21 protein-coding genes and 1 other annotated feature are annotated in these 23,480 nt (G+C 44.7%); of the genes, 8 read left to right on the top strand and 13 right to left on the bottom strand.

From position 1 onward, the window contains the following. Positions 1–133 precede the first annotated feature (133 nt). Positions 134–1,393: a dicarboxylate/amino acid:cation symporter gene (locus tag R7Z41_RS05745; protein WP_005376774.1), complete on the bottom strand. Its 1,260-nt coding sequence runs from the start codon at positions 1,391–1,393 to the stop codon at positions 134–136. Positions 1,394–1,936: 543 nt separating this feature from the next. On the opposite strand from R7Z41_RS05745, the gene R7Z41_RS05740 reads away from it, so the two are divergent. Then, on the top strand, positions 1,937–3,478 hold the full coding sequence (locus tag R7Z41_RS05740; protein WP_206970711.1) for a long-chain-fatty-acid--CoA ligase: 1,542 nt from the start codon (positions 1,937–1,939) through the stop codon (positions 3,476–3,478). 126 nt (positions 3,479–3,604) lie between these two features. On the opposite strand, the gene R7Z41_RS05735 is transcribed toward R7Z41_RS05740, so the two are convergent. From R7Z41_RS05735 to R7Z41_RS05700, 8 genes are all read right to left on the bottom strand, one after another. Continuing rightward, positions 3,605–4,300 (bottom strand): Crp/Fnr family transcriptional regulator, encoded by a 696-nt coding sequence (locus R7Z41_RS05735; protein ID WP_206970710.1) that lies wholly within the window; start codon positions 4,298–4,300, stop codon positions 3,605–3,607. A 196-nt stretch (positions 4,301–4,496) separates the two neighbouring features. Continuing rightward, entirely contained in the window at positions 4,497–5,303 is an 807-nt protein-coding gene (trpA, locus tag R7Z41_RS05730; protein ID WP_130545111.1) for a tryptophan synthase subunit alpha, read from the bottom strand. Further along, a complete protein-coding gene (trpB, locus tag R7Z41_RS05725) occupies positions 5,303–6,493 on the bottom strand; it encodes a tryptophan synthase subunit beta (RefSeq protein ID WP_206970709.1) in 1,191 nt (396 codons plus the stop codon). The genes trpA and trpB overlap by 1 nt, the downstream gene beginning before the upstream one ends. A gap of 64 nt (positions 6,494–6,557) precedes the next feature. Then, the gene (trpCF, locus tag R7Z41_RS05720; protein ID WP_171346203.1) at positions 6,558–7,997 is read right to left on the bottom strand and encodes a bifunctional indole-3-glycerol-phosphate synthase TrpC/phosphoribosylanthranilate isomerase TrpF; all 1,440 of its coding nucleotides are present in this window, start codon (positions 7,995–7,997) and stop codon (positions 6,558–6,560) included. Positions 7,998–8,010: 13 nt separating this feature from the next. Continuing rightward, the gene (gene trpD / locus R7Z41_RS05715; RefSeq protein WP_206953364.1) at positions 8,011–9,021 is read right to left on the bottom strand and encodes an anthranilate phosphoribosyltransferase; all 1,011 of its coding nucleotides are present in this window, start codon (positions 9,019–9,021) and stop codon (positions 8,011–8,013) included. 37 nt (positions 9,022–9,058) lie between these two features. Then, complete coding sequence (locus R7Z41_RS05710; RefSeq protein ID WP_005376785.1) at positions 9,059–9,667, bottom strand: aminodeoxychorismate/anthranilate synthase component II; 609 nt, start codon at positions 9,665–9,667, stop codon at positions 9,059–9,061. A 16-nt stretch (positions 9,668–9,683) separates the two neighbouring features. Further along, positions 9,684–11,249 carry an anthranilate synthase component 1 gene (locus R7Z41_RS05705; protein ID WP_065274672.1) on the bottom strand — a complete coding sequence of 522 codons (1,566 nt, stop codon included), beginning with the start codon at positions 11,247–11,249 and terminating at the stop codon, positions 9,684–9,686. A 126-nt stretch (positions 11,250–11,375) separates the two neighbouring features. Then, positions 11,376–11,479, bottom strand: a sequence feature (Trp leader region). Then, entirely contained in the window at positions 11,426–11,551 is a 126-nt protein-coding gene (locus tag R7Z41_RS05700; RefSeq protein WP_005376787.1) for a trp operon leader peptide, read from the bottom strand. It overlaps the preceding feature by 54 nt. Positions 11,552–11,646: 95 nt before the next feature. Here R7Z41_RS05700 and rnm point away from each other — a divergent pair, with 95 nt between their 5' ends. Next, positions 11,647–12,504: an RNase RNM gene (gene rnm / locus R7Z41_RS05695; RefSeq protein ID WP_005386777.1), complete on the top strand. Its 858-nt coding sequence runs from the start codon at positions 11,647–11,649 to the stop codon at positions 12,502–12,504. A 59-nt stretch (positions 12,505–12,563) separates the two neighbouring features. Further along, on the top strand, positions 12,564–13,184 hold the full coding sequence (locus R7Z41_RS05690) for an L-threonylcarbamoyladenylate synthase (protein ID WP_005376791.1): 621 nt from the start codon (positions 12,564–12,566) through the stop codon (positions 13,182–13,184). A 93-nt stretch (positions 13,185–13,277) separates the two neighbouring features. On the opposite strand, the gene R7Z41_RS05685 is transcribed toward R7Z41_RS05690, so the two are convergent. Then, entirely contained in the window at positions 13,278–13,988 is a 711-nt protein-coding gene (locus tag R7Z41_RS05685; RefSeq protein WP_005376796.1) for a calcium-binding protein, read from the bottom strand. 566 nt (positions 13,989–14,554) lie between these two features. Here R7Z41_RS05685 and rluB point away from each other — a divergent pair. Beyond that, positions 14,555–15,493, top strand: coding sequence for a 23S rRNA pseudouridine(2605) synthase RluB (rluB, locus tag R7Z41_RS05680; RefSeq protein ID WP_005376798.1), 939 nt, complete (start codon positions 14,555–14,557; stop codon positions 15,491–15,493). 187 nt (positions 15,494–15,680) lie between these two features. Here the strand turns inward: rluB and R7Z41_RS05675 are convergent, their stop codons facing one another. Both R7Z41_RS05675 and yeiP read right to left on the bottom strand, forming a co-directional pair. Next, a complete protein-coding gene (locus R7Z41_RS05675; protein ID WP_005376800.1) occupies positions 15,681–16,001 on the bottom strand; it encodes an HI1450 family dsDNA-mimic protein in 321 nt (106 codons plus the stop codon). A gap of 2 nt (positions 16,002–16,003) precedes the next feature. Next, positions 16,004–16,570: an elongation factor P-like protein YeiP gene (gene yeiP / locus R7Z41_RS05670; RefSeq protein ID WP_005376801.1), complete on the bottom strand. Its 567-nt coding sequence runs from the start codon at positions 16,568–16,570 to the stop codon at positions 16,004–16,006. 194 nt (positions 16,571–16,764) lie between these two features. Between yeiP and R7Z41_RS05665 the strand changes: the two genes are divergently transcribed. Further along, the gene (locus R7Z41_RS05665) at positions 16,765–17,532 is read left to right on the top strand and encodes an elongation factor P (RefSeq protein ID WP_017635724.1); all 768 of its coding nucleotides are present in this window, start codon (positions 16,765–16,767) and stop codon (positions 17,530–17,532) included. Here R7Z41_RS05665 and R7Z41_RS05660 read toward each other — a convergent pair. After that, entirely contained in the window at positions 17,529–19,892 is a 2,364-nt protein-coding gene (locus tag R7Z41_RS05660) for a DNA polymerase II (protein ID WP_213896692.1), read from the bottom strand. The genes R7Z41_RS05665 and R7Z41_RS05660 overlap by 4 nt on opposite strands. A 427-nt stretch (positions 19,893–20,319) precedes the next feature. On the opposite strand from R7Z41_RS05660, the gene uvrY reads away from it, so the two are divergent. From uvrY to pgsA, 3 genes are read left to right on the top strand one after another with little or no spacing between them, the layout of a single operon-like run. Next, positions 20,320–20,964, top strand: coding sequence for a UvrY/SirA/GacA family response regulator transcription factor (uvrY, locus tag R7Z41_RS05655; RefSeq protein ID WP_005386783.1), 645 nt, complete (start codon positions 20,320–20,322; stop codon positions 20,962–20,964). Position 20,965: 1 nt separating this feature from the next. Next, positions 20,966–22,798, top strand: coding sequence for an excinuclease ABC subunit UvrC (gene uvrC / locus R7Z41_RS05650; protein ID WP_206970706.1), 1,833 nt, complete (start codon positions 20,966–20,968; stop codon positions 22,796–22,798). Between the two features lie 46 nt (positions 22,799–22,844). Then, entirely contained in the window at positions 22,845–23,402 is a 558-nt protein-coding gene (pgsA, locus tag R7Z41_RS05645) for a CDP-diacylglycerol--glycerol-3-phosphate 3-phosphatidyltransferase (RefSeq protein ID WP_005394805.1), read from the top strand. Positions 23,403–23,480 lie beyond the last annotated feature (78 nt).

Below are 23,480 nucleotides of genomic sequence, written 5' to 3'. Positions count from 1 at the left end.
TGTTATATTTTGTAATGGTTTATATCATTTTGAAAAATTTATGCCATCGGTTTCTATTTGTATAGTTACGTAATGCAAGAAAAGACAAAAAAACCGCTCATTATGAGCGGTTTTTGGTCTATTCAAGAAAGGGTTAGGCTTCTTGCTTTTTTAGCTCAGCTTCTGCCGTTTCTTCTTCAATTAGCGCATCAACGATAACTGCACATGCAGCATCACCTGTGATGTTCAGTGCTGTACGAATCATATCGAAAATACGGTCAAGAGCGAATAGCAGCGGTAGACCTTCAATTGGAATGCCAGCGGCAAGAAGCACGGCAACCACTAGGAAAGAAGGGCCAGGAACACCCGCTTGACCAACCGCACCCAATGTAGACGTTACGATAATTGCAATGTAAGCGCCCATGCCTAGATCGATATTGAACAGTTGAGCAAAGAAGATAGCAACCAAGCCATAGTAAATCGCATTACCTGACATGTTGATCGTTGCGCCTAGAGGCAGAACAAATGATGCAGTTGAATTTTTTACGCCCAGCTCTTTTTCACAGGTGTCCATTGTAACAGGCAGTGTTGCCATAGAAGACGCTGTTGAAAGCGCAACTGCTTGCGGTTTCTTCATTGAAGACAGGAATTTCTTCGCAGATGTCTTCGTGAAAACATGCACCATTGCTGGGTAAACAACGAAACCGAAGATTAGGATGGCGGCAACGTAAACAACGAACAGTTTAAACACCACCATTAGCGCACCAAAACCGAACGTACCGACGGCTTCTGCCATCAGACCAAATACACCGATAGGTGCAATGATCATTACTTTGTTGATCATCCAAACCATTGCGTCAACGATGCAGTTAACACCATTGATGATTGGTTCACGACGCTCTTTTGCTTGCTTAGAAATCGCAATACCAAAGAACATACAGAAAACGAGGATCTGTAGGATGTTTGCTTCATTTAGTGATTGGAAAACGTTGGTTGGGATCATACCAGTGATGGTTGCCCAGAAAGTCGGTAGTTCACCTTTTGAAGCGTATTCTGCTGAGAACATGCCTTCAACGCCAGAGACGTCGATACCCATGCCTGGTTGGAATACTTCACCCATAAATAGTGCAAGCGCAACGGCTAGGGCGGATGTTAAACCAAAATAACCTAGAGTGACGATACCAACTTTACCTGCTGACTGGCTGTTCCCAAGACCAGCGGCGCCAGAAATCAAGGCTACAGCAACCAAAGGAATAACCAACATTTTGATTAAGTTGATAAAGATAGCACCTAAAGGAGCGAACACTGTCGCATCATGACCCATCATGGCACCAACGGCTGTGCCCACGATCATGGCGATTACGACTTGTACGCCAATGTTGTTTAGCAAACTCTTTTCTTTTAACACTTCCATAACCTCTGTGCTAATAAAATGTAAAATCCTAAAATTACCCACTAACCATAAATGGATTTACGGATAATTATCTCGCCCTGCTTTTTACACTTATCGTTTACAATTGGCAATATGCAGCAAGGTATTATTGATGGATTAATCGATATTTTATTGACGAACGATAAAGTTTTGTTCAATAGCAAACGTTTGCTATTGATTTTTCTTATAAGGGTTACGCTTGGGATTGTTCAAGTTTATTTTTCTTTATTTGTTTTCTTTTTGTTAATTTTAACCGCTTTTGTATTTGCTATTGCAGTCAGAGTTTTTAGTGACTTGGGGTGATATTTATAACAATTCATCTCTTTCAAGCTCACACTTTTATTAATTTGCCTTCTGAAATGTTAATTGCTTTACATTCTTAGTCCTGATTGCGTTGTAAACATAATGTTAAATGGTAATGACTGGTGAGAATCAAATGCTGACGATCCAGTGTTAAGGATAACTTGCTTAGTTAATGCTCCTGAGCTGATTAGACGAGAAAGACAAGTAAGAGGTGAAGAGACTATGATGAATCTTGCTGCTGCGTTACAAAGAAATGCTGCGAGTAAACCAGATAAAACGGCGTTGATATGTGGCACTGAAAAGATAAATTATGCGCAGTTTGATGCGATCGCCGGCAAGATCGCAGCGTCTTTAATCAATAAAGGCGTAAAGCCAGGTGACCGCGTTGCGATTTCATGCCCAAACATTCCTTTTTTCGCGTTTGTTTATTATGCAATACAAAAAGCTGGCGCGGTTGCAGTCCCATTAAATGTGCTTTTGAAAGCGCGAGAAATTAAGTATCACTTAGAAGATTCAAAAGCGAAGTTTTATTTCTGCTTTGAAGGGACGAAAGAACTGCCAATGGCAAAAGAGGGTGTCAAAGCCTTTGAACAAGTCGATACATGCGAAGGCATAGTCGTATTGACTCAATCTCAAGATGAAAGCTATTGGAATGGTGTAATAACTCTCAATGCGTTTATAGCCGATGTCCAACCGTTGCCGGATTATATACCGCGTAATGCGGATGATACATGTGTGATTTTGTATACATCAGGGACGACAGGCTTACCAAAAGGCGCTGAACTGACTCAGCAGAACATCATAATGAACGCTCTGGTGGCACAAAACATTATGGGCAGCCAGGCCGATGATATTCACTTAGTAACTTTGCCTTTATTTCATACATTTGGTCAAACCGTCCACTTAAATGCTAGTGTTTTGGGCGGGGCAGCATTGGTGTTAGTGCCTAGGTTTGAGCCTAAACATGTTCTTGAGCTGGTGGAAAAACATAGGGTGACGATATTTGCTGGTGTGCCAACGATGTACATCGGTCTGCTTCATGTGCAGCATCAATTTGATACCTCGTCATTGCGTGTTGCAGTAAGCGGTGGTGCGCCATTACCAACCGAAATCTTTCGAACCTTTGAAGAAACATTTAATGTGCCGATCTTAGAAGGATACGGGTTGTCGGAGACAAGTCCTATTGCATGTTTTAATCATTTAGATCAGGAGCGAATACCAGGCTCGGTAGGTCAACCGGTTCAAGGCGTCGAAGTAAGAGTTATCGACATTGAAGGCAATGCACTACCGATAGGCGAAGAAGGTGAGATTGTTGTGCGTGGTCATAATGTTATGAAGGGATATCTTGACCGCCCAGAAGTTACTGAATCTGCGCTACAAAATGGTTGGTTCCATACTGGTGATGTGGGCCGCTTTGACAGTTCAGGTAATTTATTTATTGTCGATAGAATGAAAGATCTGATCATTCGAGGTGGATTTAATGTTTATCCCAGAGAAATTGAAGAAGTTTTCATGACTCATCCTGCCGTTTCAATGGTCGCGGTGATAGGGATTCCAAATGAAGAGTATGGCGAAGAGATAAAAGCCTACGTTGTACTTAAACCAAAAGAATACATTGACGCCGATTCATTACAAAAGTGGGGTAAAGAGCAATTAGCCTCGTTTAAATATCCTCGTTATGTCGAAATTCGTGAACACCTCCCGATGAGTGCGACAGGAAAGATTTTGAAACGTGAGTTGAAATCTGAATTGAATATAGCTTAGTCAATTCAATGGTTTTTGTGTCGCAGCGCCACTTGCCTAAGTGCAAATGGTGTTGTGCTCTTGACCAATTAGATGCATAAGGTTTTTAGCTATCGTTAGACAATACTTACCGTTTGTTGAATGGATCTATTGCTCGAGTTCTTTAAAGTATTCTTCTAAGCGTTTCGGATTGGTAATGGTTACTGAGCCATAGTTTAGCTCTAGCATCCCAATACTTTCTAATCGTTTTAGTATCTTGTGTACGCTCTGACGAGTTAGCCCCATCATGTTAGCGATATGTTCTCTTGTTACCCTGACAACGCATGGTCGAGTATCGATCGCTTGATTAAGTTGGTATTCAGCAAGTAGCAGCAACCTTTTGGCGACTCGTTCTTCAATTCCTCTAATCGCGTCATCTTCGATAACAGAAATAGCAGACCACAAGCGGCGGCTAAGTAAGTCGAGTATAGTGGGGTAACTTTGAGGGTATTTGGCGAGTAATTGGCGAAATTTATCTCCAGGAAGCTCCATTACAGTCACGTCCGAATGCGCGGTCGCACCAAAAATACGAGGCATGCCGGGAGAAAAAACATTGTCTCCAAACCAGCCACCAGCTTCGAAAATCATCAGTGTGACTTCTTTGCCTTTTGAACTAATTGAGTTCACTCTCACTGCACCTTGAGCTATGACCATAAGAGAAGATTGAAGCGCACCTTTATTGCAAATCAGTGCTTTTTCGTCGAAGCTGCGAACCTTAGTCATTTGCGCTGCTTCACTAAGCCCTTTATCTGGCAGCCCTGATAGTACAGGACATTTGGCTAGCAGTGTTTTGACTTCTTCCATGTAGCAACCTTACTGCACATTGCTTTATTGAGTTAGTTAAGTTACCCAAGCTTAACACTCTTTGAGTGCTCTGCTTGAGATAGATTTGGAAAGTGCGGGCGTTGAACAAAAAATGACGTGGTATAAACGCGATAGTAAGAAAACGCCCACTAAACATAATGTTAAGCGGGCGTTGTTGTGTCATATCAAACTGAAATTATTTTTGAGTGGCAGCTTTCATTGCAGAAACGAATTCACCTAGCTTGTCGAGCATAATTTGTGGCTGCTCAACGTTCGCTTCAATGATTTTGACCACGGCTGAACCAGAAATTGCACCAGCGGCGCCAGATTCTAGTGCTTGTTTCACCTGTGCTGGCTCAGAGATGCCAAAACCAAGTAGCGCTGGTGGTGCATCAAATTGGTTCAGTCTATCCAGCATATGACCTACAGGCATGTTTGCTTTGGTTTCTGCGCCAGTAACACCTGCACGAGAGAGTAGGTAAGTGTAGCCGCCACCTAACTCTGATACTTGCTTCAGTGTTTCATCACTTGCGGTTGGTGGTGCGATGAAGATTGGGTGAATACCAAACTTTTCTGCAGCAGCAACAAATTCGGCACTTTCATTAGTTGGCACATCTGCAATCAAAACAGAATCGATGCCTGCTTTTGCACAACGCTCATAGAAGTTCTCGATACCACGAGAGTAAACAAGGTTCGCGTACATCAGAAGGCCAATAGGTAGCTCTGGGTACTTAGCTCGGATCTTACCAATTTGTTCGAAGCAGATATCCGGTGTTGCGCCTGAATCTAGAGCACGAATGTTCGCACCTTGGATAGTCGGGCCATCCGCAAGAGGATCTGAAAATGGAATACCGAGTTCAAGGGCATCTGCGCCAGACTCGACCAGTGTTTCCATGATTTTGTAAGACTGCTCGGCGTTTGGATCGCAAACCGTTACGAACGGTACAAATGCGCCTTGGTTCTTTTCGTTTAGGCGCGTAAACATCTTCTCATAACGGCTCATTAGATTGCTCCTTTTTCTTCTAAGATGGTGTGTACGGTGAAGATGTCTTTGTCACCACGACCTGATAGGTTAACGACTAATAATTGTTCTTTCTCTGGGTTCTCTCGAGCCATACGTAGTGCGTGTGCCACGGCGTGAGAAGATTCAAGAGCAGGGATGATGCCTTCGTGACGCGCAATCTCTTGGAATGCTTCTAGCGCCTCATCATCTGTTACGTTGTCGTATTCAGCACGGCCGATTGCGTTTAGGTGGGCGTGTTGTGGACCAACTGAAGGGAAATCAAGACCAGCAGATACTGAGTAAGACTCTTCAACTTGGCCGTTTGGATCTTGCATCAATGGCGCTTTCATACCGAAGAAGATGCCTGTTTTACCATGCTTAAGTGGTGCACCGTGCTGGTCAGTATCGATACCTTTACCTGCTGGCTCAACACCAATTAGGCGAACGCTTTCTTCTTCGATGAAGTCAGCAAACATGCCGATAGCGTTTGAACCACCGCCCACACATGCGATAACCGCATCAGGAAGACGGCCTTCACGTGCCAAAATCTGATTCTTCGTTTCTTCACCAATCATGCGTTGGAAGTCACGCACGATGGTTGGGAATGGGTGAGGACCTGCCGCTGTACCTAGTAGGTAGTGCGCGTCTTCATAAGTTGCAGACCAGTCGCGTAGCGCTTCGTTACATGCGTCTTTAAGCGTTGCTGAACCCGAGTGGACAGGAATAACTTCTGCGCCCATTAGCTTCATACGGAATACGTTCGGGCTTTGACGCTCAACGTCTTTTGCACCCATGTAAACGCGACACTTAAGGCCAAGCAGCGCACACGCTAGTGCAGTTGCTACACCGTGTTGGCCTGCGCCTGTTTCTGCGATGATTTCGTTTTTACCCATGCGTTTTGCAAGCAGAGCTTGACCTAACACTTGGTTGGTCTTGTGCGCGCCCCCGTGAAGTAGGTCTTCACGTTTTAGGTACAGTTTGGTTTTCGTACCTTTGGTTAGGTTACGAGTTAGAGTCAAAGCCGTTGGACGGCCCGCATACTCTTGGAGAAGCGTCATGAATTCGCTGCGGAATTCTGGATCTTCTTGCGCGTCGATAAACGCTTGCTCTAGTTGCTCCAGTGCTGGAACTAGAATTTGCGGAACGTACTGACCGCCGTATTCGCCAAAGTAGGCATTCAGTTTTGCCATCGTTATATTCCTTCTCGTATTTTTCGCTACGAATAGCTTTAAATTTTTTAGCTGATATCCAGCTTTAGTAGCTGCGAATGGCGGTGAAGGCCGCGAGCAACTTCTGTGAATCTTTTTTGCCTGGTGCGCTTTCTACACCAGAGTTTAAATCTAATCCCAAGCAACCTAGTGTCGCTGCTTGTTGAGCATTTTCTGGCGACAGTCCGCCCGCTAGCATAATTTGACTTGGGTCGCCGATCAGTGACCAGTCGAACACTTGACCAGTTCCGCCAGTTTGAGTGCCAACTTGCGCATCTAATAAATGGCGATCAATGTTGTCTGCTAGCAGTTCTGGCTTGGCATCAGTCACGCCGTAAGCTTTCCAAATTTCTACCGCTGCTGGCAGTTCGGCTTTGAGTTGGTTTACGTAAGCTTGGTCTTCTTGACCGTGCAGTTGCACCGCTTTTAAACCCAAAGAGGTCACGACAGAAGCAACAAAATCGATATCGTGATTTTGGAACACGCCTACATAGTTCAGTGGAGCACCGCTCATGGTTAAGCGCGCACCTTCAAGGTCGACCGCACGCTTCGACTTCTCGACAAAAATCAGGCCACCAAATACTGCGCCTGCTTGATATGCTTTTGCTGCGTCATCTGGATGCGTTAAGCCACACACTTTATTTTCGCCTAACGTCACTTTACGTACAGCAAGTTCTAGGTTGTCTTCCGCCATCAGTGAACTACCAATCAAGAAGCCGTCTGCGTATTCCGCTAAATCACGAACTTGTTGATGCGTATAAATGCCAGATTCTGAGATTACTGTTGCGTTAGGAGCCAGTTCGCGAATGGTCGGTGCCAGTTCTTTAGTACGATTCAAATCAGTACTTAGGTCGCGAAGGTTACGGTTATTAATGCCGATAACGCGTGCGCCAAGCTTAACGGCACGATGAAGCTCTTCTTCGTTGCTGACTTCGGTCAAGATACCCATGTTCAGGCTGTGCGCTGCTTCCTCTAGCGCTTTGTACTCTTCGTCATTCAGGACAGAAAGCATCAGTAGCACGGCATCAGCACTGTAATGACGCGCTAGGTAAACTTGGTAGGTATCTACCATGAAGTCTTTGCACAGAACCGGTTGTTTGACTTGGCCACGCACTTGAGGAAGAAAGTCAAAGTTACCTTGGAAGTACTTCTCGTCTGTTAGGACTGAAATCGCATCAGCATGGTTGTTGTAAACCGATGCAATGTAATCCAAGTCGAAGTGATCACGAATCAAACCTTTAGAAGGAGATGCCTTCTTACATTCGGTGATGAAGGCCGTCTTTTCGCCACTCAGAGCATCGTAGAAGCTGCGGTCCGATGGCAGTAAATCAGACTGAAATGTGCTTAGCGGCTGAGACACCTTACGGTCTGCTACCCACTGATATTTGTCGCGGACAATTTTCGCCAGTACTTCTGCCATTTCTGCTTCTTTCTTAGAAACGTGTTCAGACAGGTTGTCAGCTTGCTGAGTGTTGAAGTCAGTCATCTTCTTCAATTCCTTAAGCGTGTGCGGCAAGTTGTTGTACCAAATGGTACGCCTTGCCTGAGTTCATTGCCTCAATCGCTTGTTGCGTGTTGGCTTTTAAATCTTCGTGGCCGAATAGACGCATTAGCAGAGCAACGTTCACTGCCACTGCGCCCAATTGTGCGTCTGTACCTTTACCCGTCAGAATGTTGGTAATGATCGCTTTGTTTTCTTCAGGATCGCCACCTTTGATTGCTTCTAGTGGGTGCGCGTCTAGACCGAAGTCTGCAGGCGTTAATTTGTATTCTGTGATCTCACCGTCTTTGATTTCGGCAACGGTTGTTTCACCGTGAATTGCTACTTCGTCCAAGCCACTGCCGTGTACTACAGCAGCGCGCTTCATACCCATTTGTAGCATGGTTTCTGCGATAGGACGAACCAGTTCTTTACTGTAAACGCCCATCAATTCGATGTTAGGACGAGCAGGGTTAATCAGTGGGCCAAGAATGTTAAAGATGGTGCGTGTTTTCATGGTTTGACGCACTGGCATCGCATGGCGTACACCACCGTGGTACTGAGGTGCAAATAGGAAAGCAACACCAATATCGTCTACCGCTTTGCGCGTATCTTCTGCGCTCATAGCTAGGTTGATACCAAATGAATCAAGAAGGTCAGAAGAACCAGATTTGCTTGAAACGCTGCGGTTACCGTGTTTCGCTACTTTTAGACCACATGCTGCAGCAACAAACGCCGCAGTGGTTGAAATGTTGATGGTGTTGTGACCGTCGCCGCCAGTACCTACGATATCTGCGAAATCGTAATCTGGGCGAGGGAATGGGTTTGCATTTGCCAGCAGCGCTTTTGCCGCACCTGCTATTTCATCCGGCGTTTCGCCTTTGATTTTTAGTGCAGTTAGTGCTGACGCCATCAAAATTGGGTCTAGTTCCCCACGGATAATGATGTCGAATAGCTGTTGGCTCTCTTCCTGAGTAAGCGATTCTTGCTCGTACAGTTTGGTAATAATAGGGTTGATGATTGCTTCCATATTTCCTCTCCTAAATTTCTTATGTGCCAAGTGCTTTTTAAGCAGTGAGTGGGTTCGCTGAAGTTTGTTCTTCAAGTGCCCATTCGATGGCATTGGCCAACAGTGTTGCTCCGTAGGTCGTCATAATAGATTCCGGGTGGAACTGGAACCCGCAAACTTTATCTTCTTCATGTACAACAGACATTACCAAGTTATCCACTTCTGCTGTGATGGTTAGGCTCTCAGGAACCTTGGTCGCAACCAGCGAGTGGTAACGTGCAATTGCAAGTGGTGATGGTAGGTTTTGGTAAATCGCATGGTTTTGGTGCTCCATCATAGAGACCTTACCGTGAATGATTTCGCCCGCGCCAGCAACGGTGCCGCCGTATGCTTCAACAATCGCTTGGTGACCAAGACAAATACCAATCATTGGCACTTTGCCTTTCATACGTTGGATAAGCTCTGGCATTGAGCCTGCCTCTGACGGTGCGCCAGGACCTGGTGATAGCAGAACCACTGGGTTTTCAAGCTCGTTTACCGCTTGTTCGATGGTTTCTGCTGGGATGTTGTTTCGGTAAATCTTGACTGAGTAACCTAGCGAGCGGAACTGATCCACAAGGTTGTAGGTGAACGAGTCAAAGTTATCGATAAAAATGATATTAGCCATCTCTGAACCCTATTCCTTATTGTGACTTATGCGCTGCTTGGATAGCAGAGATTACCGCTTGTGCTTTGCCGCGCGTTTCGTCTGCTTCCGCTTGTGGATCAGAGTCGAACACCACGCCAGCACCAGCTTGAACTTGAGCAATGCCGTTCTCAACGTACGCTGAGCGGATCACGATACAGGTGTCGAGTGTGCCTTCACCAGTGAGGTAGCCAACAGCGCCGCCGTAGCTACCGCGTCGTGCGCCTTCTACATCGCGAATCAACTGCATGGCACGAATCTTAGGTGCGCCGGTGAGCGTACCCATGTTCATACATGCTTGGTATGCGTGCAGGGCGTCTAGGTCTTCACGCAGTTGACCAACCACACGAGACACCAAGTGCATTACGTGGCTGTAGCGGTCGACTTTTAGAAGGTCTGCTACGTGGCGAGTACCAGCTTGAGCAATACGAGCGACGTCGTTACGTGCCAAGTCAACCAACATCATGTGTTCTGCGTTTTCTTTCATGTCTGTGCGCAGTTCAAGTTCGATGCGGCTATCTAGGTCGAAATCAATCTCTCCATTCGGGCGTTTACCACGGCGACGTGTGCCTGCGATTGGGTAGATTTCAATTTGGTTGGTATCGGTTTCATACTTAAGCGCGCTTTCTGGTGATGCGCCAAACAGAGTGAACAGCTCATCTTGCATGTAGAACATGTAAGGGCTTGGGTTACTTTGTTTCAGTTCTTTATAAGCCGCCAGTGGAGAAGGACAAGGTAGAGTGAATCTACGAGACGGTACAACTTGGAATACATCGCCTTTCACTACGAACTCTTTTAAGTCGCGAACGGTTTGGCAGAAGTCTGCATCAGACACGCTAGGTTCTACCGTTACATCTGTTATTTGCTCTGCACTCGGCAACAGTTTTGGCGCTGCACACTGGGCGCTAATTTCTGCAATACGAGTCTCCAACGTTGTTTTCTCTGAACCATCAACAAACAACGTCGCTTGAAGCTGGCAAGATTCCGTTTGATGGTCGACAACAAGTAGTGTTTCCGCGACGTAGAAAACGTAATCTGGACACTGATTTGTTGCTTCGGCATTACCAAGCGGCTCAAAGTTTGCGACTAAGTCGTAGGCAAACAGACCACCAAGGAAAATTGCGTGTTTGTCTTGCTGTGAAATATCAAAACTATGCTGAACCAAACGCAGCGCATCGAAAGAAGAGGCTTCACGTAGGCGAGAGTCTTCATCTAACGTGTCGCATGGCTGGTTAAACTGCAAAGTTAGCGTTTCGCCATCGAACTTGCTCTCAACGTCACCACGGATGTTCTGGTTTAGGTGAGACAGTAGGTTTTTACCGTTATTGGTCAAGGCGTGCATGCTAACGGTATGGCCGAAGCAAACAATGCGAACCGCTGAATCTACGATCAGCAGGGATTTTAAATTTTGCTTTGAATCGATCTCAGCAGATTCCAGCAATAGGCTGTCAGTTTTGTTCTCACATAGTGTGTGGAACAAGCGAGTCGGGTCTTGAGTATAAGGGACGGAAGCCGTTAGCGCTTCAAGCTGTCCAAGTTTCTTAATTTCAATGGCCTTGTTCACAAGACCTCCTTGTAGCTGTTTAAATCTTCCTGCCGTACATAGTCGCATAAAGCAAACGTTCTCCCAATCTAGAGTTGGCTATATTCGATTAATGTTTAGGCAGTTGAATGTGAAATGAGCAACAAAACAAAAAAGCCCGCTTAAGTAGCGGGCTTTACAACGTTTGGTTCTATAAACTAGAAGTATACGTTTGCCCACCAAGAACTAGTCCAAGTGCGCCACCAAGCAAGATCTGATGAGTTTGCCTTATTAAGACAAACCGCAACTTTCGCTTTTTGGTTTTGGTTAAATTCTTGTAACATGGTGAACCTTAAATTACGTACTTTGTATTTGTGTACTAGTTAACTAGTGCGAGAGTAAAAAGTCAACCCCAAAACGGCATTAAAACGATAAAAATATGAGAATTGATTTACATAGTCACACCACTGCATCGGACGGTCGGTTAGAGCCTAAAGATTTAGTGGAAAGGGCGCTGAGTTTTGATATCGAGGTTTTGGCGATCACTGATCACGATACGGTTGACGGTTTGGCGTTAGCTAAGCAATACGTTCAAGATAATAATTTGCCGATAAAAATCATCAATGGCATTGAGATATCGACCGTCTGGCAAAACAAAGACATTCATATTGTCGGCCTGAATATCGATCCGGAAAATGAACAATTATCTGCCCTCATAGAACAGCAGAAGCAGCATCGCATAACACGATCTGAGTTAATTGCAGAGCGACTACAAAAAGCAACTCGAGTAGGTGTGCTTGAAGAGGTAAGGCAAATCGCCGGTGATGCTCCAGTGACAAGAGCGCATTTCGCGAAATGGTTGGTAGATAATGGTTACGCAAAAACCATGCAAATGGTGTTTAAAAAATACCTAACGCGTAATAACCCAGGTTATGTACCACCGAATTGGTGTTCGATGAAGGATGCGGTTGATGCTATCCATGCGGCTGGTGGAATGGCGGTATTAGCGCATCCTGGTAGATATAAGTTGACAGCGAAGTGGATTAAGCGTCTTCTAGCAGCGTTTGTCGAAGCGGGTGGTGATGCGATGGAAGTTGCACAGCCACAGCAAGCGCAACAAGAAAGGCGCAACTTGGCTGATTATGCTATACAATACAAACTATTAGCCTCTCAAGGCAGTGATTTTCACTACCCATCACCGTGGATGGAGCTAGGAAGGAACCTATGGTTGCCTGCTGGCGTCGAACCAGTTTGGAAAGATTGGGGAATAGATCCTTCGTTGAATAATACTCAGTAATACGAAGTCGAGAACCCATAAAAATATAGAGCCGAGAGGCTCGATAATGAGGAATTACAATGAGCCAGTTTTTTTACGTTCACCCAGAAAACCCACAGGCTCGCTTGATTAATCAAGCAGTAGCAATCATTCGTAACGGCGGCGTTGTGGTTTACCCTACTGATTCAGGGTACGCACTTGGCTGTCAGTTGGAGAACAAACAGGCATTGGAACGAATCTGTCAGATTCGTCGTCTGGATGATAAGCATAACTTTACTTTACTGTGTCGTGATTTGTCGGAGCTTTCTCTCTATGCGCGAGTGGATAACTCTGCATTCCGACTGCTGAAAAATAACACACCAGGTCCTTACACCTTCATCTTCAAAGGCACAAAAGAGGTGCCGCGTCGTTTGATGAATGCAAAACGTAAGACCATCGGTATCCGTGTTCCAGACAATCAAATTGCCTTGGACTTGTTGGAAGCATTAGGTGAGCCGATGATGTCTACGTCGTTGATTCTACCTGGCAGTGACGTAACAGAATCTGATCCAGAGGATATTCGCGATAAACTAGAACATGCGGTTGATGTGATTCTTAATGGCGGTTACCTAGGTGAACAACCTACGACTGTAATTGACTTTAGCGAAGGTGAACCTGTTGTGGTTCGTTTGGGATCTGGTGACCCTGCACCATTCGAATAGTAGACGCACACCACCGTCAAACAAAATAGGAGGTATCGCGCCTCCTATTTTTGTTATCATATCGAATATCTCATTGAACTTAACTGATTGAGGTTAAGCGAAATCGAAAATGTCGATACCATTTTGTTCTGCATAGTTGATGTATGCAGAGCTCACACCGTTTAGTGTCACTTCAACATTGTATTCATCACTTGAGAATACTGCCCAGCCACATTCATTGTAAGATAAAGTCAGATCATCCGCTGAATCCAAGAACGTATCTCGAATGCCATCGTTATCAGTGTCTCGGCCCATATCAAAGACAAGTTTGTCATGGAAAATATTAAAATCGACAATGTCGGCTTTAACATCAATATCGTTGGAAGACACTGGCTGATCAGGTACACCAATAGCCAGGCGGTTTGTAAGCACGAAGGTGTCGTCTCCACAGCCACCGCTCAGTACTGATTCACCATCACCAACAACGAGCGTGTCGTTACCCCAGCCACCACTCAAGTAGTTGTTGCCTGAATAATCAAAAATTGTGTCGTCGCCGCAGCCACCAAAGAGTTTGTCGTTTCCTAATCCGCCGGATAGGAAATCGTTTCCAAAGCCGCCAGAAACAAAGTCGTTACCTCGGCCACCAAGCAAGGTATCATCTCCCCAGCCACCGAAGACAATATCATTACCTCCGTATCCTACAAACTTATCATCACCACAGAAGCCGAAGAAAATATCGGTTGTTTCAGAGCCTTTTGTGCCTGTCATATCGTCATCTTGAGATGTCCCAAAAATCCAATTTAGGTCGAGATTTAGCATAGACATTGTTCTATTCCTTTTTGTCTGATTTATGCCAATCGCCGAGAGTGCAGAGCGAACCTAGAGAGTCAGAGTACACGATAGCATTAGTGTTATTTTTTGATGTGAACTAATGACTTAAAGACAATTTTTGTCTTGCTACCCACGACCTTGTTTTGCTATGAGCGCTCATTGTCTGCGGTGATTGGTATTACTTAGCAGCAAACAGGGACGGCTTATTCTTCGTTGCTTTCTAGCAATACGAACAGTAAACACACCCCAAGTGGTTATTGTTGTAACCCTGACAATTTTATCAGGTACAGCGTGGTTAAAGTGGTTCAGGAAGACCGATATTAGTGGGATTCTCGTTGAGCAATGCCTGCATTAAGTAGTAAAAAAGTTGCAGAATAGGACAAATATTTCGGTCATTTTTGAAGTGAATTTTGGTGTGGAGAATGGCGCCTATTTAGCTTACATTAACTAAGAAAGTTACGTATAATGTCCGACCGAAAAATCCCACTGAAATGGGTAAATAGCAAAATGCAGACCAATCCTGGTCTAGACGTCTGTGAAGACGACACATAGGTAGATAAATGAGCGAAAAGTTACAAAAAGTATTAGCACGTGCTGGTCACGGTTCTCGTCGTGAGATTGAATCGTTAATTAAATCTGGTCGCGTTAGCGTGAACGGTGTAGTCGCTAAGCTTGGTGAAAGACTTGAAGACGAGAGCAGCGTAGTTCGTATCGATGGTCACATTGTCTCTGCAAAGATTCAAGAAGAAGTGATTTGTCGTGTACTTGCGTACTACAAACCTGAGGGTGAACTGTGTACTCGTCACGATCCAGAAGGTCGTCGTACTGTTTTTGATCGTCTGCCAAAAATTCGTGGCTCTCGTTGGATTTCAGTTGGTCGTCTGGATGCGAACACTTCTGGTCTTCTACTTTTCACAACGGATGGTGAACTGGCGAACCGCTTAATGCACCCAAGCCGCCAAGTTGAACGTGAATACTTAGTACGTGTGTTCGGTGAAGTAACTGAACAGAAAGTTCGTAATCTAGTAAAAGGTGTTGAACTGGAAGACGGTTTAGCTCGCTTTGAAGATGTTGTTTACGCGGGTGGTGAAGGCATGAACCACACGTTTTACGTTGTTATCAATGAAGGTCGTAACCGCGAAGTTCGTCGACTATGGGAATCGCAAGAGTGTACCGTTAGCCGTCTGAAACGTGTTCGTTACGGCGACATCTTCTTAGACAAGAAACTGCCTCGTGGCGGTTGGATGGAGCTTGACCTGAAAGAAGTAAACTACTTGCGTGAGCTTGTAGAGCTTCGTCCAGAGAAAGAAACCATGCTTGATCTGAACAAAGACAACACGTCACGCAAACGTGAGCGTGCACGCAGCCAAAAAATTCGTCGCGCAGTTAAGCGCCATGAAGAGCGTGTTAACACGCCAAAAGGTCGCAGCAACAACCCTTCTCGTCGTAAGCCGAAGAAGACTGCTGGTGACCAAGGCGCACGCAACAAGCATCGTTAATCGATAGCAAAACATCAGAAAGGCTTGCCAATTCGGCAAGCCTTTTTCTTATCTGTTACATAACAAAAGGATCTAAAGCCGATATAGAGCAGGGTGCTTTGTATAAACAAATATCTCAGCTAGACGAAAACAACAGATAAAAAAATACCAGCACTAGGCTGGTATTTTTGTTCATGATGAAGAAACGTTAATCGCGTTTCCAAAGCATATGGCAGAACTTATGTTCAGGGTCTCGGCTGATTAGCATACGAGCAAATACGTCATCAAGAACGTCATTTTCCTCATTTACTAGGCCGATACGAACCTCTGCATATACTTCTTTGTCGATCTCGAAGCCAACATGTTCAACCCAGTCATCACCGGTTTCAACAAGTTCTGCGGCACCACGATCTTCAAATTGCGCAGTAAACAGAATCACGTCAGCAGGCTCTAGGTTATCTGGAGCCATCTCAAGGAAAATGTCGTACGCTGCGTCGATGACGTCGTCGTAAGAAATCAAATCAGACATGCTTATGCTCGGCTCATGTATTTACGTTCAGCTGTGTTAATGATAACACGGTCACCAGTTGCAATGTACTCAGGAACCTGGATGACAAGACCTGAAGCGAAGCGTGCTGGTTTAGTACGAGCAGATGCAGAAGCACCTTTGATTGAAGGGTCAGTTTCTTCAATCACTAGCTCAACAGAAGATGGTAGTTCAATACCCACTGCAGCACCGTTAACAAGGATAATGTGGATACCTTGTGTATCTTCGTTGATGAACAGCATGTCGTCTTCAACTTCATTGTGCTTGAATGTGTATTGTGAGTAGTCTTCGTTATCCATGAAGATGTGCTCATCGCCGTCAGCGTATGAGTACACAACTGCACGTTTGTTCATTTCTACCGTTTCAACAACGTCATCAGACTTGTAACGCTCATCTACACGTGCGCCCGTGTTTAGATCTGTACAACGCATTTTGTAGATTTTAGCGCCGCCACGACCGCCAGGAGTCGTTACTTCGATGTCTTTAACTAGAAGAGTTTTACCATTAGACTCGATTGCGAAGCCTTTTTTGATTTCACTTGCCTTTGGCATTGTATATTCCTATTCATACTTATTAAGCAAAACTCGGTGATTATAGCGCTAAGTTAGCCGCCTAGCATTAAAATTCATTGCAGAAATTTGTTGTTACTCCCATGACTAAACACCTGAATGGACTTGATTCGGTGAGTCGGCTAAGAGAACATATAGCCCAACTTCTTGAACCATCTGAGAACACGTTTTAAGTCATGTCTCTGCCTGTTATCGATCCTAAACAACCATTTCAACCAGAGTTTGCGCCTTTAATTAGGGAAGTCACCGCTTGTCTCAAAGGTGGATTGGGGCAAAACTTACACAGCGTTTATGTATACGGTAGTGTTGCTCGTAAAACAGCGATCGTTGGGAAGTCGAACTTAGACCTGGTTGTCGTTACTCAATCATCCTTTGAGCACAATCGCGCGACTTTGCTCAACACAATTAAGTGGCGTGCGCAGCAGAGTTACCCTCACGTTAATGGTGTATCGGTCCGTACAGCCTTAGTGAGTGAAGTGGCTAATTTAGACAGTATTTTCACTTGGGGCTTTATGCTTAAGCATTGCTGTGTCTGTGTTTATGGTGATGATCTAGCAGACTGTTTTGGTGATTACGTCCCAAGTTGGGAAATTGCTAAGCACTGGAATATGGATGTGGAAGATTGGATTACGGTGTATCGCAAAAAAATCGTACAAGCGAAGACGATAGAAGAGCAGGTGGCCGCCCAGCGCGTGATTGCAAAAAAGTTACTAAGAGCGTCATACTCTTTGGTGATGTATCGAGATAAACGTTGGTTTGATGACCCTATACAATGTGGCAAGGTATTCTTAACTTATCATCCTGAAAAGCAGCTTGAGATCGAGCGGCTAGAAATTTTACTTTCTGGCCGGGGTATTCCCAAGCGTTCTGTTATCGGGCTAATTGATGCGTTTGGTGATTGGTTAGTCAAACAGTACCAGAAAACAGAGTTTCGTATCGGCTAAAACAACCCCATTTGTGGCGCTGAAAGCCTGTCAAAGTCCGTCCCAATGAAAGGGAGAATCGCATCCGCAACGGGTTTGAGTTGTTTATCAATGTAATGTTGATAATCAATCGGGCTATTGAGGTACTCATAAGGTTCAGGGCCGTTCACGGTAATAATGTATTCAATTCGCCCTTTGTTTTGATACTGTAATGGGCGGCCAAGCTTGGCATTTATCTCATCGGCTAAACGAGCTGCACGCACTTGTGGCGGGACGTTCTTCTGATACTCATGCAGTTTTCTTCGCAGTCGCTTTTGATACACCAACTGTTCATCAAATTCACCGTTGTTAGTTTTCTCAACCATCTCTCGGACATAGTCGCTTGGATCTTCACCATGGAAAATCATGCTATAGAGTGTATTTTGAAATTTCTGTGCTAACGAGGTCCAGTCAGTACGGGCACTTTCTAACCCTTTAAATACAATCCGTTCTTGCTCTCCTTCACCGATTAAACCCGCATAGCGCTTTTTCGAGCCAGTTTCTGCGCCACGAATCGTTGGCATAAGGAATCTGCGATAATGGGTTTCATACTCGATTTCCAACATAGATGTTAGGTTGTACTCAGAACGCAGGTGTTCTTGCCACCAAGAGTTGATGTAATCAACTAATTGATTTCCAACAGCGTCAGCTTCTACTTGACTGTATGGTCGATTCAACGACACGAATGTGGAATCCGTATCGCCGTAAATCACTTGATATCCTTGCTCCTCAATCAGCACCTTAGTTTGCTTCATGATTTCATGTCCGCGCATGGTAATACTAGAAGCTAACCGAGTATCAAAGAAACGACATCCCGATGAGCCCAGTACGCCATAAAAGGAGTTCATGATGATTTTGATTGCCTGAGAAAAAGCTTTTTCATTGTTCTTCTTTGCAACATCACGTGCTGCCCAAAGCTTTTCAATCATTTCTGGTAAAAAGTGTTTCGTACGATGGAACTGCCCACCGCGAAAGCCAGGTACAGCCTGATTTTCTTCTTTTCCAATATGGAGCAATAACCCCTCAACTAAACCCATAGGATCAATCAAGAAAGAGCGAATAATCGATGGATATAGACTCTTAAAATCCAATACTAAAACAGAATCATATAGGTTAGGGATGGAGTCCATCACGTAACCTCCGGGGCTGGCAATCCAATTTTCAGGGTGTAGGTTTGGGGCGACGTAGCCTGCTCGGTGTATCTGAGGCATGTATAGGTTTGTGAATGCTGCAACCGAACCGCCAACACGATCCAGTTCGACACCAGTGAGACGAGAGCGCTCTATTGCAAAGTCAAGCAGGTGAGTGTGATTGAAAATCTTATTCACTAACACGCAGTCTTGTAAATTATATTTAGCCAGCGATGGTTTGTCGGAGCGGTACATACGATTGATCTCATCCATGCGGTCATGCACGTTGTGGATTTCTTTACCTTCCCCCAAGAGTTCTTGAGATACAGACTCTAATGACCAAGATCGAAAGTGGTAAGTAGCCGTTTTTAGCGTATCGATACCATCCATCACAACTCGCCCGGGAATGGAGATAAACCCTTGTTGGCTTTGAGATGAACTTCTAAAAAAGCTGGCTTGGTCTGCTCTGCCAAGCATTAGCTTCATGTTGTGCCATTCTGCTCGTTTGTGTAGCAGACGAAAGTCAAAATCAATGACATTCCAACCGACAATGACATCGGGGTCGAATTTTTTAAACCAATCGATGAGTGCTTCTAGAAGCGCTTTTTCATCCTTAGCCCATTGTATCGGTGTCTCCGAAGGTTCTGGTTCTCCGATCATGATAACGCGGGAATCCATGACGCTGTCTAATCCGATTGAGTAAAGAATGCCTTTCTCAGAGCATTCTAGATCTAACGAGACAACGTTTAACTTCGGCTCATATTGCCCCGCACGGCATTTTGCGCTCTGGACGCGTTGGTAGCCATTGGTGCGAGTCACATTGCCTGTAAACTCGATACTGCCTTTGATAAAACGCTCCATTAGGTAGCGATCGGCGAGGCGAATATCACTTTCATACGTAGTGATATCTTTTTGAGCGAATGTGTCTTTGAGTGCGAGAGCGTCTCTGGTTACATTGGTATAGCAGGCAGCAAGAGGCGTATGTTCAAAGGTTTTGAGGTCCAAAAGGCGGATGTCGACGAATATGTTTTTTTCTCGTGCGAGTGTCTTTGCTTGCTCTGAGTGTTTCTGAGCGATGAAAAATACTGGCTTCTCACCATTAATAAGTAACTGAGTAGGACCTGCTTCTGTCGAAAGCCACAGCTCGATTTGAGTTTGACCTTTGATGTCTCGTGCCTGTCGAGTTAGCAGGAAGCCTTGTTGAATATTCAAATGTGAGAAACCTTAGAAAACTTGAAGAACGTTAGTTTAACACTAAGAACTGTAAAAATAACCAGTAAAGAAAGCGTCTCAAATTTTTGCTGGAATTAGTGATTACAAGTTAGTCTTTGGTGCAAGAGGGACAGTGTCATTTTAAGTTATAGCGTGTTTCTCTGGGCAATATGAAACCTAGTTACTTGATTTATTGTACTTAATGTTGTTAATTGTCTTTTCTTAGATTTCGGTTCTGCTCATCACGCTCTAAAATAATAGAGTGGTTTATGAATAAGTTCTTGCTAAAGTTTGCGTTTCAGCACATATTCATAGAAAGCAATTTTTTGTCGATTACGTTAGTATATAGGCAGTCATACTGATATCCACATTTAACAAATAATGGTTATGTGGGTGCAGAACCAATACAAAGTGTGGAGATACAAGTTTGATAAATGTTTTCCTTGTAGATGATCACGAGCTGGTTCGCACAGGGATACGACGTATTATTGAAGACGTCCGTGGAATGAACGTAGCAGGAGAAGCTGACAGCGGTGAAGATGCAGTAAAATGGTGTCGCAGTAATCATGCTGACGTCGTTTTAATGGACATGAACATGCCAGGAATTGGCGGCTTGGAAGCCACTAAAAAAATTCTTCGCGTGAATCCTGATGTGAAAATCATCGTACTTACCGTTCATACAGAAAACCCGTTTCCAACCAAGGTGATGCAGGCAGGTGCGTCTGGTTATTTAACCAAAGGTGCTGGCCCTGACGAAATGGTGAATGCGATTCGTGTAGTTAATAGTGGGCAGCGTTACATCTCGCCAGAGATTGCGCAGCAGATGGCATTGAGTCAATTTTCTCCAGCCTCTGAGAACCCTTTTAAAGACTTATCCGAGCGTGAATTGCAGATCATGCTTATGATCACCAAAGGCCAAAAGGTAACGGATATTTCTGAGCAACTTAATTTAAGTCCAAAGACAGTCAACAGCTATCGCTACCGACTCTTTAGTAAATTGGACATTAATGGTGACGTTGAGTTAACTCACTTAGCGATTCGCCACGGAATGCTGGACACCGAGACCCTTTAGCGTGAATCCTCCCTTCGATTCGGCTTCCTTTCTCAAAACAGTAACTCATCAGCCCGGCGTTTACAGAATGTACAACGCCGAAGCTGTTGTAATCTACGTAGGTAAAGCCAAAGACCTTAAAAAGCGCCTTTCAAGCTACTTTCGAAAAAAAGTAGACAGTGAGAAAACTCGCGCGCTTGTCAGTAATATCGCCAAAATAGACGTCACGGTGACTCACACTGAGACAGAGGCGCTGATCTTAGAGCATAACTACATCAAGCAGTATTTACCGAAATACAATGTGTTGCTGCGAGATGATAAGTCTTACCCTTATATCTTTATTAGCGGTCATAAGCACCCACGGCTTTCTATCCACCGTGGCTCCAAGAAGCGCAAAGGTGAATATTTTGGCCCCTACCCAGATTCTGGTGCAGTAAGAGAAACATTGCATTTGCTGCAAAAGATGTTTCCTGTGCGCCAGTGTGAAGACACTGTCTATTCCAACCGAACGCGCCCATGTTTGATGTACCAAATTGGTCGTTGTGCAGGACCATGCGTTAATACCATCATTTCTGATGAAGAATATGCAGAGTTGGTTGGCTTTGTGCGCATGTTTTTGCAAGGCAAAGATCAGCAAGTACTCAAACAACTGATCGAGAAAATGGAAGTTGCCAGTCAGCAATTGCGCTTTGAAGATGCCGCTAAATTTCGCGATCAAATCCAAGCGATTAGGCGTGTTCAAGAGCAGCAGTACGTCTCAGAAGACAGCATGGATGATATGGATGTACTCGGGTTTGCTCAGGAGAATGGTATCGCGTGTATCCATATCCTGATGATACGCCAAGGCAAAGTGCTTGGTAGCCGTAGCCATTTTCCGAAAATCCCACAAAATACAAGCCAGCAGGAAGTGTTCGATAGTTTTCTGACTCAATACTATTTGAGCCATAACGAAGCACGTACAATTCCTTCTCGTATTATTTTGAATCAAGAGTTGGCAGAAGATATTGCGCCAATACAGAAAGCGTTAAGTGAAGTGGCAGGCCGTAAGGTTCATTTTCATACGTCGCCAACTGGCTCTCGAGCAAGGTATCTCAAGCTTTCGAACACTAATGCACTAACGGCGATTACCACCAAAATCAATCACAAAATGACGATTAATCAGCGTTTTCATGCGCTTCGCGAAACATTGAATTTGGAGTCTATAGCTCGAATGGAATGTTTTGATATCTCCCATACGATGGGGGAAAGCACGATTGCGTCATGTGTGGTGTTCAACAATGAAGGCCCCGTTAAGCAAGAGTATCGTCGCTACAACATTACTGGGATTACCGGTGGTGATGACTACGCAGCAATGGGACAAGCGTTGGAGCGCCGTTATTCGAAGCAATTGGACGTAGAGAAAATTCCCGACATCATCTTTATCGATGGCGGTAAAGGTCAGTTAAATCGTGCGCATGACATCATTTCGCAGTACTGGGGGGATTGGCCAAAGCGTCCTATCATGATTGGTATTGCAAAAGGCGTTACTCGCAAACCAGGTTTAGAAACGCTGATTACAGTCGATGGGGACGAGTTTCATTTACCAAGCGATGCTCCTGCGCTGCATCTTATCCAACATATTCGTGATGAAAGTCATAACCATGCTATAGCGGGGCACCGTGCTAAGCGAGGTAAAACCAGACGTACGAGTGCACTCGAAGGGATTGAGGGAATCGGCCCTAAACGACGTCAGGCGTTACTCAAGTACATGGGTGGGTTACAAGAACTTAAACGTGCAAGTGTCGAAGAAATCGCCAAAGTACCGGGAATAAGTCACTCTTTAGCAGAAATTATTTTCCAAGCATTGAAACAATAAGGAAAATCGCGCAACATTAAGCCGCAATGTGTAAGAGAATAATAAAATGCGTTTGAATATCCCGAACATTCTGTCTCTTCTTAGACTGTTCCTAATCCCTGTTTTTGTGGTTGTCTTTTATCTACCTTATTCATGGGCACCGTTTGCAGCAGCAATGGTGTTTTGGGTAGCCGGTTTTACTGACTGGCTTGACGGCATGTTGGCCCGTAAACTTGGCCAAACTTCTCGTTTTGGCGCGTTTATTGATCCTGTCGCTGATAAAGTGCTAGTGGCAACGGCATTGATTCTAATCACGGAACATTATCATTCAATTTGGGTGACCATTCCTGCGGTAACGATGATTGCGCGAGAAATCATTATCTCAGCATTGCGAGAATGGATGGCTGAAATCGGTAAGCGAGCGAGTGTTGCGGTATCTTGGGTTGGCAAAGTAAAAACTGTTTCGCAAATGTTCGCCTTATGGGTGTTGATATGGCGTTACGATGAATGGATGGTTTGGCTAGGCTTTGCGGCCTTGTATGTGGCAACTTTCTTGACATATTGGTCAATGATTCAATATTTGGCTGCTGCGAAAGACGATCTGTTGAATGAAGAGCACCATTAAATTCTGATGTTAGAAAGCAGGCTTAATAGCCTGCTTTTTTGTATCTAAGACAATCTACAGCATTTTTTGTTTCTCTCG

Origin of the sequence: Vibrio sp. 1457 (genome assembly GCF_033340195.1) — a bacterium.
Classification (GTDB): domain Bacteria; phylum Pseudomonadota; class Gammaproteobacteria; order Enterobacterales; family Vibrionaceae; genus Vibrio; species Vibrio alginolyticus.
Note: the sequence above shows the minus strand (reverse complement) of the source record. Positions and strands in the feature narration are given on the sequence as shown.